A 16,739-nucleotide genomic window follows, 5' to 3' on the forward strand; every position below is an offset into this window, starting at 1 on the left:
ATTTTAGTTCCTCCCTGCCGCATAAGGAAAGTTTTGTTTCACCCGGTTGGCCTCTGCATAGCCAATCATTTCCCTCAGGTCGCCAAGCGCATCCGTCGGACATGCTTCAACGCATTTCAAACAACCCTTGCAATATTGGTAATCAATTCCCTTCAGGAACATCTGCGAACGTCCTCGCTTGTCTTCTCCTGCTTCCCACACAAAACAGAAATCAGGGCATACCGTATCACATGATGCACAGTGGATACATTTTTCAAGCTTCAATTCCGGCAGAAAACCTTGCCTTGATCCACTCAAGTCCTTAAGAATGCTGTTGGCTGGAGCAGGAATGACCCCGCCTATTTCCTGGGTTATGTATCCAAGCTGCGGCTCCGGCCTTGTAAATGTCTTGCCCTCCGCCCCAACAGGAGCCTCATAAAATTTGAATTTCACTTCATTATATCCCCTGTCAAAAGTTCTGATATTTGGTTCGACTAAGTGGGGATATTTCTTCTCAAACGTTTTTCTTATTACCTTTTTCATTGCTTCAGGGTCAAGGAAATCGCAAATCCTGAACATTGCCCCCAGCATCGCGGTATTCACCTTTGTTTTTTCCTCAACTGCAATCGTTAGGGCATCGACAATGGCAAGTGTGCCATATTCTATTTGCAAATCATTTTTGATGCCGTCAAAGTCCCTGGCAGAATTCACGAGGACAATCCCCTCGGCATCTAATCCGCTGACAACATCAACCATTTTATACAACGCTTCGTGAAAAACGCCGATAATATGCGGCTGTTCAATCGGACTGTGATCCCGGATTTCCACATCATGGTCACAGAATCGGATAAAACTCTTTACCGGGGACCCCTTCTTCTCCGAGCCATAGGACGAAAAATTCGCCCCATTCAGCCCTAGGCCAAGGACCCCTGCTTCAGCCAGCATTTTCCCCGCTAGGTTTGCTCCCAATCCGCCAATGGATTCAAGGCGGATTTCAAAAAATCCCAAGTCGTTTCTTTTTGGCAAAATCGACATGTTCTCCCTCCCAAACTTTTCATTTATTATCAGCCGGCATGTGCCGGCATCCCCACACTCTATTTTATTTGTTCGTTTATTACTTGGCTGTGACAAAAGTTATACCCCCCTAAAAAAATTCAGGTACAGGACGAACGGTGTTATTAGAACGACAGCGTTCCCAATATGTAAACAGCTCACCAAACAGATAATACAGCTTGAATTGTGTTGTATAACAGTTTATCCGTGCAGTTCAATCCCTTTGGAATGCATTACCTGTTTCTGAATGATTCAAGTAGGGTATATAGTATGGGAGCAACCTGGGGGGTTTAACTTTAAGTGGAGGAAAAAAATGAAAAAAAGAAATTACTACTTTGATAATGCAAAATTCATTTTAATTTTTTTAGTTGTTTTTGGACATCTATTAAGGGCGTTTATTGAGGATAATGAGATTTTCTTTGCTTTGTACAAAGCAATTTATACGTTCCATATGCCCGCTTTCATTCTAATATCAGGTTTTTTTGCCAAAGGATTTAATGAAAAGGGCTATATTTGGAAAATCGCCAAGAGATTGATTTTACCCTATATTTTTTTCCAAATAATCTATTCAGTCTTTTATTATTACTTATTTCAAAAACCGGCACTTACGATTGATCCATTCAACCCACATTGGTCTTTATGGTTCCTCGTCAGCATGTTCTTCTGGAATTTGCTGCTCATTCCGTTTACAAAAATCAGGCCAGCCATTTCTCTGCCTATTGCCTTCGCTATTGGCCTCTTGGTCGGCTATTTGGACTGGGTATCGAACTATTTGAGCCTCTCGAGGACATTTGTGTTTTTCCCGCTGTTTTTAGCGGGCTATTATATGAAAAAAGAATACTTTTACGCTTTGTTTACAATTAGGATGCGCCTTCTGGCCGCGGCATCACTCCTTCTCGTTTTCGCGGGTTTCTATTTTTACCCGGACATGCAGTACCAATGGCTTTTGGGCTCAAAACCATATGCAGCAATGGGCGTTGCCTCGATTTGGGCCATGTTTAAACGACTGGGGATCTATGCGTTAAGTTTCATCATGGTCATGAGCTTTTTTGCTTTCGTCCCGAGAAAGCAATATTTCTTTACTACCCTTGGAACGAACACACTTTATGTCTATCTCCTTCATGGCTTTTTTGTCAGGGTCTTCAGGGAAAGCGATATTGCTTCTTATTTTGACAGGACAGAGAGAATTATCCTCCTTGCGGGAATTTCACTCATCATTGTCCTTGGCTTATCAAGCAAGCTGATCACTTCGTTTACCCAGCCGCTGATTGAACTGCGAGCCTCAAGGACGAGAAAGCTATTTAACCGCCTTTCCGGCGGACTGAAACTCAACCAGTAAAGGAATTAGGCCGGGCCGAATCTCTAATATCGTTAAGCTGCCATTCACAAAACACCCCTCCAAAAAAATCCGGAGGGGTGTTCTTTCCATTAAAGATCATCAATGACAATATAGGCCGCTCTTACCGGACCGTGTACACCAACAACGAGATTTAGTTCGATATCGGCGGAATTGCTCGGACCTGTAATAAAATTGATGCAGGATGGGACATCCCGTCCTTCAAGATGCTGCTTGCGAATCCAACTGGCTGCCTGCGTAAACCTCGGGACAATCGTGCTTTTTGGAATGAGTGCAATATAATTCTCCGGCAGGAAACTGACAGACCTGCCTCGTCCTTTCGTGGTGAAATGCGTGACTGTGCCCGATTCGGCCAGTGTTACCTCACTGATCGTCAATCCTATTTTCGCGTTTTCGGCCAATGGAATGTTTTCATCACCCTTCAGATGATCCCATACCCGGACCTCGACATTTTCAGAAGGCCATTCCTCTTTCAACAGAGAACCCAACCCCCATTTGGCATATCGTTCATCATCCCACGTTATGACTGGTCCCCCGCCAAATTCGGCTGCAATTTCCTTTACCTTCGACGGCAGACCGGCGAGATCCGTTTCATAAAGAGTTGTATGGATTTTTAGACACTGCGTTTTCAATATTTCTAAAAGCTCGTCTTGGGATGCCCCTTTGTAAATTTCATGTTGGGGCTGGAAGTGATACTCAGGACGGCTCACCCCTGCTGTTCTCCTTGGCCGGCCAAGCTGTGAGGCTATTTTATCCAAAAATTTATTTCTGTTATGAATTGTTCCCTGCATGCCTACTTCCCTCCCTTTTCACGGTTCTTAAACCAGTCGCGGAACCTTTCTTTATTCGGCGCCGGAAAATCGCGGATATCAGTCCATGCCTTTAGCGGCCCTGGTCCTTTCGTAATTTTCTCACCGACTGTAAATGGATTCATCGCAGTTGGCGCCATTTTTGAGCCAAGCTTGTATAAACCGGGTGAAGCAGCACCAAACCCAAACGCCTTCATAGCTAGTTTTTCCGAAATTGGCGCCCTTCCTTCCCGCTCGACAATAATTTCCCTATGCTTATGAAGCAGCTGGTGAAGAGGGATTTTTACAGGGCATACCTCCGTACAAGCACCACAAAGGGTCGAGGCATAAGGCAGTTCCTTATATTCGTCATATCCGCCCAACAACGGAGAGAGCACAGCGCCAATCGGCCCTGAGTAGATTGAACCGTACGAATGGCCGCCAACGTGACGGTACACAGGACAAACATTGATGCAGGCAGCACAGCGGATGCATTGAAGGACGGATTGGAATTCACCGCCAAGGATGTTCGATCTGCCATTATCGACAATAACAAGGTGGAATTCCTCAGGACCATCCGCTTCAGCCTCCTGCTTCGGACCTGTCAGCACAGTAATATAGCTTGTCAGCTTTTGTCCGACGGCACTCCGCGTCAGCATGCTCACGAGCACTTCCATCTCCTCGAAGGTCGGGACAATTCGCTCCATTCCCATCACCGTAATAAGGGTTTTTGGCAAATTCGCAACGAGATCGGCATTCCCTTCATTCGTTACGAGGGAAAAAGACCCCGTCTCCGCAACTGCAAAATTACAGCCGGTAACGCCGATATCCGCTGCCAAAAATTCTTTCCGGAGCATATCCCTCGCATGGGCTGCAAGCTCCTCCGGCTTCGATGTTTTATCGTAGCCGAGCTTATCGGTAAAAACATCGCGGATTTGCTCTTTGTTTTTATGAAGCGCCGGAACCACAATATGCGATGGCGGATCATGGTCATCTACCTGCAGAATGTACTCGCCCAGGTCCGTTTCAATCACTTCACAGCCGGCTGCCTCAAGTGCCTGATTCATAGATATTTCTTCTGAAACCATCGACTTTGCTTTTACCACTTTTTTTGCATTCTTTTTCTTAGCCACCTCAGTAATATACTGGCTCGCCTCTTCAGCTGTTTGGGCAAAAAAAACATGTCCTCCGCGCTTGGCGACATTTTCGCTCAACTGTTCAAGATAATAATCCAGGTTTTCGAGTACGTGCTGGCGAATTTCCTCGCCATGATTGCGCCACTCTTCCCAGTCGCCTAATTCGACTGTGACGTCCCGCCGCCTTGTCCCCATCCTTTCCTGGGCTCCGGCAACTGCTCCGCGCATAAAAGAATCATGAATGCCTTCCTGGACACGCTCCTTAAATTGTTCCTGGCCAATTTTTATGGACATAAAGAAGTTCCCTCCATTCAGTTAAAAAGCTCTTGCTCATTTTTATGGGGTACCCTATCCTTTACCTGCTGTTTAATACCTCGGCAATGTGAAGGATTTTAATAGGCTTGCCCTTCCTGTCAATCCGCCCGCCAATATTCATCAAACAGCCCGGATCCGCTCCAATTAAGTATTCTGCGCCTGTTTCCTCTACATGCATGACCTTTTCATCGACCATCTGCTCGGAGATTTGCGCCATTTTAACAGCAAAAGTTCCGCCGAACCCACAGCACTGTTCCTTACCGGGCAGCTCAGTAAATTCAAGTCCGCTTACATTCTGCAATAGTTTCATAGGTGCTTCCACTACCCCCAGAAGTCTCGTCATATGGCAGGAAGTATGGTATGTAACTTTGTGTTCGAATTTTGCACCAACATCTTCTATCTTTAATACATCAACAATGAATTGGGTCAGTTCATAAGTCTTATCGGCAACTGCTTTTGCTTTCGGTTCCCAGACCGGATCCCCTTTGAACAAATTGGGATATTCTTTGAACATCGTTGCACATGAGCCGGATGGAGAAACAATGACCTCCGCATTCATAAAGGTGTCAATCATTCGTTTCATTGCTTCCTTTGATTCTTTCACGTACCCGCTGTTGTAAGCAGGCTGTCCGCAGCAAACCTGGGATTCCGGGAAATCAATTTCACAGCCGAGCTTCTCCAGCAGTTCGACTGTTGCTTTGCCGACATCACTCTGAAACAAGTCAACCAGACATGTTGCAAAAAGGGTCACCCTCATATTCTTCTCTCCCTTTCAATCGCCCTGAATTTACTATTCCCCTGTTAGTCAGCCGGTCATCTGATGACTGGGTGAGTCTAAAACCAAGGAATTAGAATTACTATACTACAACCCTAGCAAAATATGAAAGGGTTTTCAATTTATATTTCCAAAATTTCTCTTAAACACTTTACTTTAGTAAGAGGGGGCGGACTCAAGGTACTTGTCCAATATTTCCTCAACGTTCTCCAAATGAGTCAGCATCGCCTGCCTGGCTTCATCGGAATTCTGGCTCTGGATCGCTCTATAAATTCTTAAATGCTCTTCGTAAAGCCGATCAGTGGTGGTTTCCTTGGAAAATAACCAGACCCTTCTCGTTTCTTTCATTGTTTCAACCATCAAGTTAGATACTTGCTCCATGAGCCCGGTTAAAAGAGGATTCTGCGCTGCCCCTGCAATGGCTAAATGAAAATGATAATCCGCCTTTTCCCCTAGTTCTTCGTTTCCGTGCGCCGTTTTCATTTCTTCAAGGGCCTTTTCAATATTCATTAGCTGGGATGGCGTACGCCTAACCGCAGCGGCCGCAGCAGTTCCACCCTCGATTATTTTTCTAAGCTCAAGGAGGTTCCTTATGTCGTCTTTATTCATTAATATAGCCGTAGAGAGCGGGAAAGAAACCTGGCTGGCATCGAATTCTTTGACAAACGTGCCTTCTCCCTGCCTCATTTCAACTAGGCCCATTGCTTTTAATGCTGAAAGGGCTTCACGGATTGCCGACCTGCCAACGTGGAAATTCTCAGCAAGCTGCTGGACCGAGTCGAGCCGTTCTCCCGGTTTGATTTTTCCAGAGCGAATCATTTCATGGATTGCTTCGGCTACCTCTTCATAAATCTTCTTCGGTTTTATCTTTTTATATTCCATACCCTAATCTCCTAATCTGTCTCTCACGTTTGATAGTTCTATTATACAACGATTTTTTATTCCTGCCTTTACATTCTTTCACGACCTTTTTCCTATAACGATAAAAGGGGGGTATTTTACCTATTAAACCATAAATATATAAACTTTAGGAAATTTTACATGAATAGATTGAAATTTAATAGAGTCACACTTATAATCTGTTCTAAAGGTTAAGTAGTCGAGTCATCAGATGACCTTATCACATTTTGAAAGCGTTTGCTTTTTAAAAAAAGGAGGGACACAAAGGAGTGCTTGTCCGGGGGGACATACAAGTACAAGTCATTTAACTCAGAACGGGGGCTAAGTTAATGAGTTTTACACAAAATTTTACAGTTGTAGGAAACAGTCTAGCTCTTACCGCACTTGTTGCTTTAATTCCAATTCTTTACTTTTTCTGGGCCTTGGCCATTAAAAGGATGAAAGGCCATATTGCAGGGATCACAACACTTCTCATCGCTCTAGTGTTAGCCATTATTGCTTTTAAAATGCCGGCGGCACTAGCGGTCATGTCAGCGACCCAGGGAGCGGTGTATGGAGTTTTGCCAATTGGCTGGATCATCATTACATCCGTTTTTCTTTATAAGCTTACCGTTAAAACAGGACAATTTGATATTATCAGGAGTTCAGTCCTTTCGATCACAGAAGACCGGCGCTTACAAGCTTTATTGGTTGCATTTTCGTTCGGTGCGTTTCTTGAAGGGGCCGCTGGCTTTGGGGCACCTGTTGCCATTTCTGCCGCTTTGCTCGTCGGGCTCGGTTTTAATCCGCTTTATGCGGCAGGACTTTGCCTGATTGCTAACACAGCGCCAGTGGCATTCGGCGCAATTGGGATACCGATCATTGCTGTTGAAGGGCCAACCGGGATTCCAGCGATGGAAATTTCGAAAATGGTTGGTCGCCAGCTGCCTTTTCTATCTGTTTTTATTCCATTTTATCTCGTTATGATTATGGCTGGATGGAAACGGACAATCGAAATACTGCCTGCGATCCTAGTTTCAGGGGTTTCTTTTGCAGTGACGCAGTATTTATCGTCCAACTTCCTTGGACCAGAGCTGCCGGATATTCTCTCCTCACTAGTATCCTTGTTCGGTCTCGCCATTTTCCTTCGTTACTGGAAACCAAAAACGATTTTCCGTTTTTCCGGTGAGCAGGAACTTGCTGCAACGTCCGCAGCGAGGAAAAAAGCACCTGGAAAAGAACCCCATTATACTGGCGGACAAATTTTCAAGGCATGGTCTCCTTTCCTTGTCCTGACCGCGGTCATTTCGTTATGGGGCATTCCTGTCATTAAAACCGCGTTGACAGGTGCTTATATGGGGACAAATCCCATTTTGAAAGGAATCAATGCAGTTGGGCATCTGTTGACTCTTAAGCCTGCGGTGCCGTTTTTGAATAACAATGTTTTCAATTCAGCTGGTGAGCCGATCGCCGCTTTATATAAGCTTGATATACTTGGAGCGGCCGGGACAGCGATTCTAATTTCAGCAATCATTTCAAAATATATTGTCAAAATCAGCTGGGCCGGTTTCATTCAAACATTCGGTGAAACATTGAACGAGCTTAAATACCCAATTCTCACAATTGGATCTGTTGTGGCATTTGCGTATGTGACGAACTCTTCAGGTATGAGCACAGCTATGGGAATGTCTCTTGCAAAAACCGGCGCTGTCCTATTCCCGTTCTTCTCGCCATTCCTAGGCTGGCTCGGGGTATTCATTACTGGTTCGGATACATCGGCTAACCTCTTATTCGGAAACCTGCAAAAGGTTACCGCCAACTCCATAGGGATGAGCGATGTTCTCGCAGTTGCAGCGAACTCGTCCGGGGGCGTTACCGGAAAAATGATTTCCCCGCAATCCATTGCCGTCGCGTGTGCCGCCGTTGGCCTGGCAGGCAAGGAATCCGACCTGTTCCGGTTTACAATTAAACACAGTCTTTTCCTTGTCACTTTGATCGGAATCATAACCTGGCTCCAGCATACATTCTTTACATTTATGATTCCTTAATAGGAAACAACCTGTCCTCTCCTTCAATTTGGGAGAGGCTTTTTTTTCTTTCCTTTTACCACTTTAAATGGTTATACTAAAATCTGATAGAACAACCATATTGAGGAGTTTTTGTAAAATGAAAATTATTTGTTCAACTTTGAACGCGAAATATATCCATACCAATTTGGCCATTCGGTATTTAAAGGCTTACGCCGAGCCGGATTTCCCGATTGATCTTGTCGAATACACAATAAAAGATCCCGCAATAAACATCGTTTCTGATTTGATTTCCCGGAAGCCAGATGTCATCGGCTTCAGCTGCTATATATGGAATATCGAAGAAACGATTAAAGTCATTTCGATGATCAAGAAAATCAATCCTTCTATCGTCATCATTCTCGGAGGGCCGGAAGTTACCTATGATACAGCCCAATGGCTCGAACGTGTGCCGTCAGCTGATATCATCATAACCGGTGAAGGTGAAATAGCGTTCAAACAGCTTCTTCAGGAATTGGAGACTGGTGCCCCTGACTTGGCTAAGGTGCCAGGTGCAGCCTACAGAGTGGAAGGCAAAGTAAAAATAAATCTCCAATCCGGAAAGCTGGATTTAAAAACGATCCCCTCCCCTTACCAATTCCCTGAAGATGCCGCTCATCTCGGCAAAAGGGTCACTTATATAGAAACAAGCAGAGGCTGTCCTTTCAGTTGCCAATTTTGCCTCTCTTCCATTGAAGTAGGTGTAAGGTATTTTGACAGGGAGAAAATAAAAGAGGACATTCGTTATTTAATGGAAAACGGAGCCAAAACAATTAAATTTGTCGACCGGACTTTCAATATAAGCCGAAGCTATGCAATGGACATGTTCCGTTTTCTTATTGATGAGCATGCCCCAGGTACGGTTTTCCAATTTGAAATCACCGCTGATATTATGCGGCCTGAGGTCATTGAATTTTTAAATCAGGAAGCTCCCCCAGGCCTGTTCCGTTTTGAAATTGGGGTCCAGTCAACGAATGACTACACGAACGAGCTCGTCATGCGCAAACAGAATTTTGAAAAATTAAAGCGGACTGTCACGATGGTAAAGGAAGGCGGCAAAATCGACCAGCATCTCGACTTGATTGCCGGCCTGCCTGAAGAAAGTTATTTTTCATTCCGGAAAACGTTCAATGATGTGTTTGAAATGAGGCCCGAGGAATTACAGCTTGGATTTCTGAAAATGCTGCGCGGAACCGGCCTAAGAATTCGCGCGGAAGAACATGATTATCTTTACATGGACCAGGCACCTTATGAGATTCTTGGCAACAATGTGCTTCCATTTGAAGATATCATCCGAATCAAACAAGTTGAGGATGTGCTCGAGAAATATTGGAATAGCCATAGATTGGATGCAACGATTGAGTACTTGGTGACCACTGAATTTGATTCACCGTTTGATTTCTTCCAGGAATTCGGGACCTATTGGGATCAAAAGGGTTGGGCGAGAATTGGCCATCAGCTTGAAGATTTGTTCAGGCGCCTCGATTCCTTCCTCGATTCTAGTGGGTTAAAAAACCTTGAAGCTGCCAGGGGCCTGATGATGTTCGATTATTTATCAAGGCAAAAATATAGTCCGCGAAAACCGTGGTGGGAGAAGAGATTCGATAAAAAAGACCGGAGCAGCCTCTATCAAGAAGTGCTCGCCAATCCAGGGCGGGCTGGAAAAGCGTTTGAAAAGCTTGCCTTGTCCGAAAAGGATTTATATAAGCATGCAATGATTGAGCCGCTCTCATTTAATTTGAAAAAATATTTGTTTGACGGAGTTATACAAAATGAGCCATCCGCAATGGTTGTGTATTACGACCCGGCTGGCAGCGGCCCGATCATCAGTTCATTTACACTTTAAGCCGGCAACTCGCCGGCTTATTTTTTATGTCTAGTGTCTTCTTTTTCCTTCTGGCGGTCCTTTTCCGATCGCGGAACGAGCAATTCATACAGCTTAATCCCGTTCACGTCGCCGAATTCCATCCCGAATTCTTCTCTGTTCTGCTTTTTTGGATTCTTGTTGTTCATCAGCCGCGCCCCTTCCTTCCTTGTTTGGAATTCCGGTTGGCTCCTTTCATCGGGTCTTCCTCATGAGCAAGCTCGGCTGAAAAATCTGATTCACTCGTATTTTTGTACGGAGTCTTGCTATATTTTTCTACCGCATTCCGTTCCGCTTTTCTTTTTGCCATTCATAACCCTCCTTTGTTCAAGCTTAGTTTTAACACCTGCCGAAATTTCATTCATAGGATTACGGCTCATAAAACCAGAGAGGGTGCAAAGGATAAAGAAAAAAGGAGGAACGAATCATGGATGGAAAACAGAAGGAGCTGAAACGGCTTGAAGTAGATGGAACATTGCCCCATCAAATCAATGCACCTGATTTTAAGGAGACAGGCATAGAGATTGAAGCACCTTTTATGTGACCGGGGGAAAGCTTGCCAAGGATGTTGCAGGATATGACTTTACCCGCCTGTTTGTTGGCTCGGAAGGCACGCTATGTGTGATTACGGAAGCAATCCTTAAACTCCTGCCGATGCCGGAAACGAAAAAGACCGCACTTGCACTTTATGAGGACCTAGAATCGGCGGCCCGGTCTGTTTCAAAAATTATCGCAAATAAAATCATTCCGACTACACTTGAGTTCCTTGATCAGGCAACCGTTAAAGTTGTGGAGGATTATGTAAAAATCGGACTACCTGTCGATGCGCAAGCCGTCCTTTTGATTGAGCAGGACGGACCGCCTGAAGTAGTCGAACGGGATATGGCGAAAATTACTGAGATTTGCAAACAGGAAAATGCCTTTTCCGTACAAGTAGCAAAAACGGACCAGGAAGCGGAAGCTCTTAGAACGGCCAGGAGGACAGCGCTGTCTGCTTTGGCAAGGCTTGCTCCAACGACAATCCTTGAGGATGCGACCGTTCCGCGCTCAGAAATTGCCAAAATGGTTAAGTCCATTAATGAAATTGCCGTTAAGTACGACTTGAACATTTGTACGTTCGGCCATGCGGGCGATGGAAACCTCCATCCGACCTGCCCGACAGACATCCGCAACAAGGATGAGATGGAACGCGTTGAAAAAGCGTTCGAAGAAATATTTGAAAGAGCGATTGAACTTGGCGGCACGATTACCGGCGAACATGGGGTTGGAATCATGAAGGCCCCCTATCTTGAATTGAAGCTCGGAAAAGAAGGCGTTGCAGCGATGAGAGGCGTTAAAGCGTCTCTTGACCCGAATAACATTATGAATCCGGGCAAGATTTTTGCAAAAGACAGCAGGAAACGAGTGGTGGTTTCAAAATGACAACAGTGAAAGAAAAAGAGATCATCCAGCAGAAGTTTAAAGAAAAAATGGATGAAGATGAACTATTGAATTGCATGCGATGCGGGTTCTGCCTGCCCGCCTGCCCAACTTATATTGAATCCGGTTTTCAGGAGACCCATTCACCGAGGGGCCGAATCGCGTTAATGAAGGCTGTGGCCGATGGGTTGATTACGCCAGACGAGGATTTTGAGCGGTCCCTTGACCTCTGCCTCGGCTGCCGCGCGTGTGAAACAGTTTGCCCTCCAGGGGTTAATTATGGCTCGCTGCTTGAAGAAGCACGTGACATCATTGCACAAAACAAAAAATATTCACTTCCAGTAAGGGCTGTCCGTAAAGCTGTTTTCAGTGGCCTGTTTCCGCACCAAAACAGAATGCGTTCTATAGCCGGACTAATTGGCTTTTACCAGCGCTCAGGTCTGCAGACAGCGGCCAGGAAAATTGGCTTTATGAGCCTTTTGCCTGAAAGCCTTGCTACAATGGAAAAGGTACTGCCTAACGTACCGCCGATGAAGGAATTAAAGAATCGGCCTGAATTCACTCCAGCGATTGGACCGAAAACAAAGCGTGTCGCCTTTTTCAGCGGCTGCTTAATGGATACGATGTTCCTTGAAACAAATAATGCCACGATCAAGCTTCTTCAACTAGCCGGGTGTGAGATTGTTATGCCGAAGGACCAGGCGTGTTGTGGCGCGCTCCATGGCCACTACGGGGAAAAAGATCATGCCAGGGAAATGGCAAAGAAAAATATTCAAGCATTTGAACATGCGGGTGCGGATTATATCATTACTAACTCAGGCGGCTGCGGCGGCTTCCTTGTTGATTATGGCCACCTTTTTCATAATAATCCTGAGTGGCAAGGTCGCGCGAAGGCTTTTTCAAGCAAACTGAAGGATATTTCCGAAATCCTTGTCGAGGTCTGATTCCATGAAAAAGTGAATCTTGAATTGCCGGGCCAGGTCATTACGTATCAAGATTCATGCCATTTACGAAACGTCATGAAAACGGCGGCTGCCCCAAGGACTTTGCTAAAGGCAATCAAAGGAGCAGAATATCGCGAAATGCAGGAAGCAGACCGCTGCTGCGGCTCTGCAGGCATTTACAATATTATTGAATCGGAAATGTCGATGAAAATGCTTGATTATAAAATGGCCAGGACGAAAGAAACCCAGGCTGCAACCATTGTAACCGCGAATCCAGGCTGCCTATTGCAAATGAAGCTAGGCATTGAACGCGAAGGACTAGCCAAGACAATGAGAGGCGTCCACATCGTCGACCTGTTGCTAGAAGCTGTTAAAAAAGAACAAACCGTTAAAAGCTGAGTGTCTTTATAAATTTCTGCTTTCACTAAAAGATTTTCCACAAATAAAATTTTCATTCCTTCAAATACTATCCCTACAGAGAAAAACAGTCTCTGATGTTTGTAAAGGAGTGAAAACATATGGCAAGAAACAGCAATAACCTGCTTGTTCCCGGCGTAGAACAATTCCTTGATCAGGTTAAATATGAAATCGCCCAGGAATTTGGCGTCCAGTTGGGTTCAGATACCGTTTCACGTGCCAATGGCTCAGTAGGCGGCGAAATTACAAAAAGGCTTGTCAGGCAGGCCCAAGCTCAAATGACCGGCGGAAATGGCCAACAATAAATTGAATACGATGGAATCAATGCCGTTCGCCGGAAAATTCCGGGAACGGCATTATTGTTGCATAAAAAAAGCCCGGCTTATTTGCCAGACTTTCCTTTTTGATTTCCTTGATTTTGCCCTTTTCCTTTTTGGCCATTTTGGTTGCGGTTTTTATTTTCGTTCCCGCGCTTATCATTTTCCCGGCCATTGTTTTCTTTTTCAATCCCTTTATTTTTGCCGTTATTTTTATCTCTATTATTTTCTTTATTTTCACCTTTGTTGTTATCCTTGTTTTTCCCTTTGTTGTTGTCTTTGTTATTATTGTTGTTTTTATCTTTATTTTGTCCTTGATGTTTATTTTCGTGTCCTTTAGGGATTTCTTTTTGCTTATGATTTTGTTTATCTGACGGTTGCTCATGACCCTCTTTCTTTGCAAGTCCCGGAGGCAGATTGTCTTTCTTTTCCCTAACAGCTTCATTTGGATCTTTTCCTAGTGCTTCAGCAGGAGTCTTCTTTGGTTCTTTTTCAATCGCAGAGGTTTTTTCGGCCTTTTCTGCTGCCTGGTTTTTGGTATTTGCCTCTGCCTTATACTTGCCAGCCGTCACCCCGAGCTTATGGGCTTCTTTCAGTTCTTTTTGCGAACCATTTAAGACTCTTACTTCATGCTTTTCTTTAACTGCTTTTTGGGTTATGACCTCAATTGTTTCCTTCAGCTTTTCCTCGGCCTTCGGTTTTGCTTTATTTGTGTTGACTGCCGAGATAATCACTTCATTTGTTTTTGAAAAATAACCTTGGCGTCTAATTTCAGAAAGTATGTCTTCAGCAACTTTCGAAACAGATTCCTTTTCCCAGTGCTTCAGACTTGTGACAATACTTTTCCCCTCGGGATTGTAGGCGTTCAATTTGATAACCTTCATCCCCTCATTAAGTCCCAACTCAATGCTTGGATTGACGTCAATGGACATATAGGCATATACCTTGTTGCTGCTTTGGAGTGGAAAAATAGCTGATGCCATAAGAAGGAAAACCGCCGCTGCGGCAAGCCAGGCACGCTTCATGCCAGTCAGCTGCCCAATTGCAAATTTTCGTTTTTTCACTTTGTCTACTGAAGGATTAAAAGTAATTTCTTCTCCTATTGAATAAATTCTCTTTTCTCTAGCCGCCCGAATAAATTCGCCATCAGGGGTCAATAGGGTAAGTGACGATTCATCCATATCCAAAATGATACCTGTCCTCATGATTCAAGCACCCCTTTAATATAATCCTTCATATACACATAATCACCGGACAGAATCAGTGTCATTGCAATAATATACCTCCGGTTACGCTCAAGCGTCTTGCGGCTGACATGCACCATTTCTTCAAGCTGCTTGATCGGAAGTCTTTTTTTCTCAAAAAGGCTCTCTCTTAGTTCCTTATCCTCGGCCAGGAGCTTTGCGGCCTGGATTGCATTTTTTCTGGCATCTGCATGCTTGGGAGCTTGTTCAACCAAGTCGTGAAAACTCAATTCAAAATCCCTCAGGTGGGCCTGAAAACGAAAAATTTCCTCCCGCCTGCGTTCTTCATCTGTTTTTTTTCGGTAATCGTCAAGGGAGATTTCATTTTCTATTATGGACACCCTTGAGTCGGAATCCCCTATATCAGGCTGCAATTCGAGACTGACTGTTGGATTTTTCGCCTGCTGCCTGATATAGTCGATAACCCTCCGCTTGATGAGCACCTCGGCAAAGCTGAGCAAAGAACTTCCGCGTTCAGGGGAATACTTCTGGATTGCTTCATTAAAAGCAATAAGGCCTATGCTAAACTCATCGTCTGAATGAACAATATACCGCTTGCACACAACCGAAACAGTCTTAGCGATGAACGGTTTGTATGCCTCAATCAGATCATCATTCAGCTTCTTGTCACCCTGCTGTATTAAATGGACAGACTCTTCAAGCGTCTGTTTCTTTTTTTTGGCTAAGAACAATAAGCTTAGCATAACCCTCACCTCTCTAGTCCACAATTATAGCATAGGAGAGATGCCAAGTGGTTCTTTTAGGAGAAAAGATAGCCCCATTTGAGGCTATCTTTCCCTCGGTTTTAGTGCTTATTGCTTTGCTTTTGGCCGCCTTTGTTCCCGTTATTGCCTTTATTACCGTTTTTATTTCCATTTGGAGCGGATTTGCCGTTTGATTTCTTTTCTTTATTTTCTAGTTTGGCCTGCTTAGCTTCGGCTTTTGCTGCTTTGCGGACTTCTTTTACAGCTTGTTTTTGTTCTTTTCTTACTTCCTTGGCTTTTTGCTGCTCTTGCTTTCTTACTTCCTTCACTGCTTTCTTTTCTACCTTTGCTTCCTGTTTTTTCGGAGCCACAGGAACCGCTACTGCTGGTTTTTCTTCTTCCACTGTTTCTTCTTCATCTGTCACAGGCGTAACAGGTTCAGTTACCGTTGTTTCTTCTTCTGTTACCGGTGTTTCTTCTTTTGTCACAACTTCGGCTTTATCTTCCTCTTTTGGCTCCAAGCTGTCTATTTTTCCAAGCTTCTCAGCAATTTTTGCGTACGTTTTATCAATATTTTTCTGTAATGCGGCTTTAGCAGTCGGATTCTTAACTTTTTCCAGTGCCGCTTTCAGAGCAACGATATTTTGGCGGACAACCTTGTCTGAATCAGTTTCATTTTTGTCTTCTTCAACAACTTGTTCTTCTTCAGCAGGCTCTTGGCCTTCCACATTTTCATCTTCTGCCTGAACATTATCTGCAGGCTTTTCTTCATCTGTAGGCTGCTCAGTTTCTTCCTCAACTACAGGCTCTTCATCCTTGTCAGTTTCATCTTCAGCTTTTTTGTCATAGTCATTCAAATAGGCAATCGCGTTTTTTATCGTTTCAACCGCACGCTCTTCATCCCCTGCGTTGAAAAGCTCTTCAGCTTCAGCAAGCCTCTCTGCGGCATAAGCTGCCAGCAGTTCTGCCTCCTTTTCGTTGTCAAATGTAATGGCCAACTTGATTTTTTCAAGGGCAATTTTGACAAAATAAAAGAAATCACCAGGTACTAAGGACGGCTTTTCAGTATCTTCACTAACCTTTACTGTTTCTGCATCATCAGTTTTAATGATTTCCTCAGCATTTTTTTCTTCCTGTTCAGAAAGGCTATTTGCTGAAGCAAGTACCGGCGAAAATACGAACGTTCCTGCTAGGACCATCGCTAATGCTGTTTTTCCAATTTTCTTCATTTTAAACTCTATCATTTTGTCACTCCTAAGGAAATGGTGTTGCGGCCGCTTTCATTAGACCTTACGCATGTGGTACTCTCCTTTTTGAGGGTATGGCAAAAATAAAAAGAAAAGCCTTAAACCAACTGATATGCTCCCCTTAAGGTAGACAGATTAAAAAATAAAAATCTGTTTACTTTAAGGGGAGTTTTTATTATGTCAAAAAGGGCACTTTCCCTCCAAGATAAAATCAAAATCATTCATGCATACGATA

At 44.2% G+C, this 16,739-nt stretch carries 15 protein-coding genes and 2 pseudogenes; 7 read left to right on the top strand and 10 right to left on the bottom strand.

Annotated features, from left to right (window positions below; genetic code table 11):
* Positions 1-3 precede the first annotated feature (3 nt).
* The gene (locus D1B31_RS22350) at positions 4-1,014 is read right to left on the bottom strand and encodes a 2-oxoacid:acceptor oxidoreductase family protein (protein ID WP_118924700.1); all 1,011 of its coding nucleotides are present in this window, start codon (positions 1,012-1,014) and stop codon (positions 4-6) included.
* Between the two features lie 331 nt (positions 1,015-1,345).
* On the opposite strand from D1B31_RS22350, the gene D1B31_RS22355 reads away from it, so the two are divergent.
* Entirely contained in the window at positions 1,346-2,371 is a 1,026-nt protein-coding gene (locus D1B31_RS22355) for an acyltransferase family protein (RefSeq protein WP_118924666.1), read from the top strand.
* Between the two features lie 89 nt (positions 2,372-2,460).
* Here D1B31_RS22355 and D1B31_RS22360 read toward each other — a convergent pair whose 3' ends face one another.
* The 4 genes from D1B31_RS22360 to D1B31_RS22375 all read right to left on the bottom strand — a co-directional run bounded on the left by D1B31_RS22360 (position 2,461) and on the right by D1B31_RS22375 (position 6,285).
* A complete protein-coding gene (locus tag D1B31_RS22360) occupies positions 2,461-3,180 on the bottom strand; it encodes a LutC/YkgG family protein (RefSeq protein ID WP_118924668.1) in 720 nt (239 codons plus the stop codon).
* A 2-nt stretch (positions 3,181-3,182) separates the two neighbouring features.
* Complete coding sequence (locus tag D1B31_RS22365) at positions 3,183-4,607, bottom strand: LutB/LldF family L-lactate oxidation iron-sulfur protein (RefSeq protein WP_118924670.1); 1,425 nt, start codon at positions 4,605-4,607, stop codon at positions 3,183-3,185.
* Between the two features lie 61 nt (positions 4,608-4,668).
* Positions 4,669-5,385: a (Fe-S)-binding protein gene (locus D1B31_RS22370; protein WP_118924672.1), complete on the bottom strand. Its 717-nt coding sequence runs from the start codon at positions 5,383-5,385 to the stop codon at positions 4,669-4,671.
* Positions 5,386-5,559: 174 nt separating this feature from the next.
* Positions 5,560-6,285 (bottom strand): FadR/GntR family transcriptional regulator, encoded by a 726-nt coding sequence (locus tag D1B31_RS22375; protein WP_118924674.1) that lies wholly within the window; start codon positions 6,283-6,285, stop codon positions 5,560-5,562.
* A gap of 347 nt (positions 6,286-6,632) precedes the next feature.
* Between D1B31_RS22375 and D1B31_RS22380 the strand changes: the two genes are divergently transcribed.
* Together D1B31_RS22380 and D1B31_RS22385 are read left to right on the top strand one after the other, a co-directional pair.
* Positions 6,633-8,330, top strand: a complete 1,698-nt coding sequence (locus D1B31_RS22380; RefSeq protein WP_118924676.1) for an L-lactate permease — start codon at positions 6,633-6,635, stop codon at positions 8,328-8,330.
* A 118-nt stretch (positions 8,331-8,448) separates the two neighbouring features.
* Positions 8,449-10,194: a B12-binding domain-containing radical SAM protein gene (locus D1B31_RS22385; RefSeq protein WP_118924678.1), complete on the top strand. Its 1,746-nt coding sequence runs from the start codon at positions 8,449-8,451 to the stop codon at positions 10,192-10,194.
* Between the two features lie 17 nt (positions 10,195-10,211).
* Here the strand turns inward: D1B31_RS22385 and D1B31_RS24680 are convergent, their stop codons facing one another.
* The gene (locus D1B31_RS24680; protein ID WP_192894819.1) at positions 10,212-10,361 is read right to left on the bottom strand and encodes a hypothetical protein; all 150 of its coding nucleotides are present in this window, start codon (positions 10,359-10,361) and stop codon (positions 10,212-10,214) included.
* Positions 10,361-10,522, bottom strand: a complete 162-nt coding sequence (locus tag D1B31_RS24685; RefSeq protein WP_192894820.1) for a hypothetical protein — start codon at positions 10,520-10,522, stop codon at positions 10,361-10,363. The genes D1B31_RS24680 and D1B31_RS24685 overlap by 1 nt, the downstream gene beginning before the upstream one ends.
* A 117-nt stretch (positions 10,523-10,639) precedes the next feature.
* Here D1B31_RS24685 and D1B31_RS22390 point away from each other — a divergent pair, with 117 nt between their 5' ends.
* From D1B31_RS22390 to D1B31_RS22405, 4 genes and pseudogenes are all read left to right on the top strand, one after another.
* Positions 10,640-10,756: a DUF3905 domain-containing protein gene (locus D1B31_RS22390; RefSeq protein WP_118924680.1), complete on the top strand. Its 117-nt coding sequence runs from the start codon at positions 10,640-10,642 to the stop codon at positions 10,754-10,756.
* Positions 10,756-11,634: pseudogene (locus D1B31_RS22395) on the top strand (FAD-linked oxidase C-terminal domain-containing protein); the annotation flags it as partial. The gene D1B31_RS22390 and the pseudogene D1B31_RS22395, both read left to right, overlap by 1 nt.
* A pseudogene (locus D1B31_RS22400) lies at positions 11,631-12,974 on the top strand ((Fe-S)-binding protein). The pseudogenes D1B31_RS22395 and D1B31_RS22400, both read left to right, overlap by 4 nt.
* Positions 12,975-13,093: 119 nt before the next feature.
* Positions 13,094-13,297, top strand: a complete 204-nt coding sequence (locus D1B31_RS22405) for an alpha/beta-type small acid-soluble spore protein (protein ID WP_118924682.1) — start codon at positions 13,094-13,096, stop codon at positions 13,295-13,297.
* A 77-nt stretch (positions 13,298-13,374) separates the two neighbouring features.
* Here D1B31_RS22405 and D1B31_RS22410 read toward each other — a convergent pair whose 3' ends face one another.
* From D1B31_RS22410 to D1B31_RS22420, 3 genes are all read right to left on the bottom strand, one after another.
* Positions 13,375-14,514: an anti-sigma factor domain-containing protein gene (locus D1B31_RS22410; protein WP_118924684.1), complete on the bottom strand. Its 1,140-nt coding sequence runs from the start codon at positions 14,512-14,514 to the stop codon at positions 13,375-13,377.
* On the bottom strand, positions 14,511-15,266 hold the full coding sequence (sigI, locus tag D1B31_RS22415; RefSeq protein ID WP_240035397.1) for an RNA polymerase sigma factor SigI: 756 nt from the start codon (positions 15,264-15,266) through the stop codon (positions 14,511-14,513). The genes D1B31_RS22410 and sigI overlap by 4 nt, the downstream gene beginning before the upstream one ends.
* A gap of 92 nt (positions 15,267-15,358) precedes the next feature.
* The gene (locus D1B31_RS22420) at positions 15,359-16,501 is read right to left on the bottom strand and encodes a DUF5667 domain-containing protein (RefSeq protein WP_118924688.1); all 1,143 of its coding nucleotides are present in this window, start codon (positions 16,499-16,501) and stop codon (positions 15,359-15,361) included.
* Positions 16,502-16,739: the final 238 nt, after the last annotated feature.

This window comes from Neobacillus notoginsengisoli, from assembly GCF_003515685.1.
GTDB lineage: Bacteria > Bacillota > Bacilli > Bacillales > Cytobacillaceae > Bacillus_D > Bacillus_D notoginsengisoli.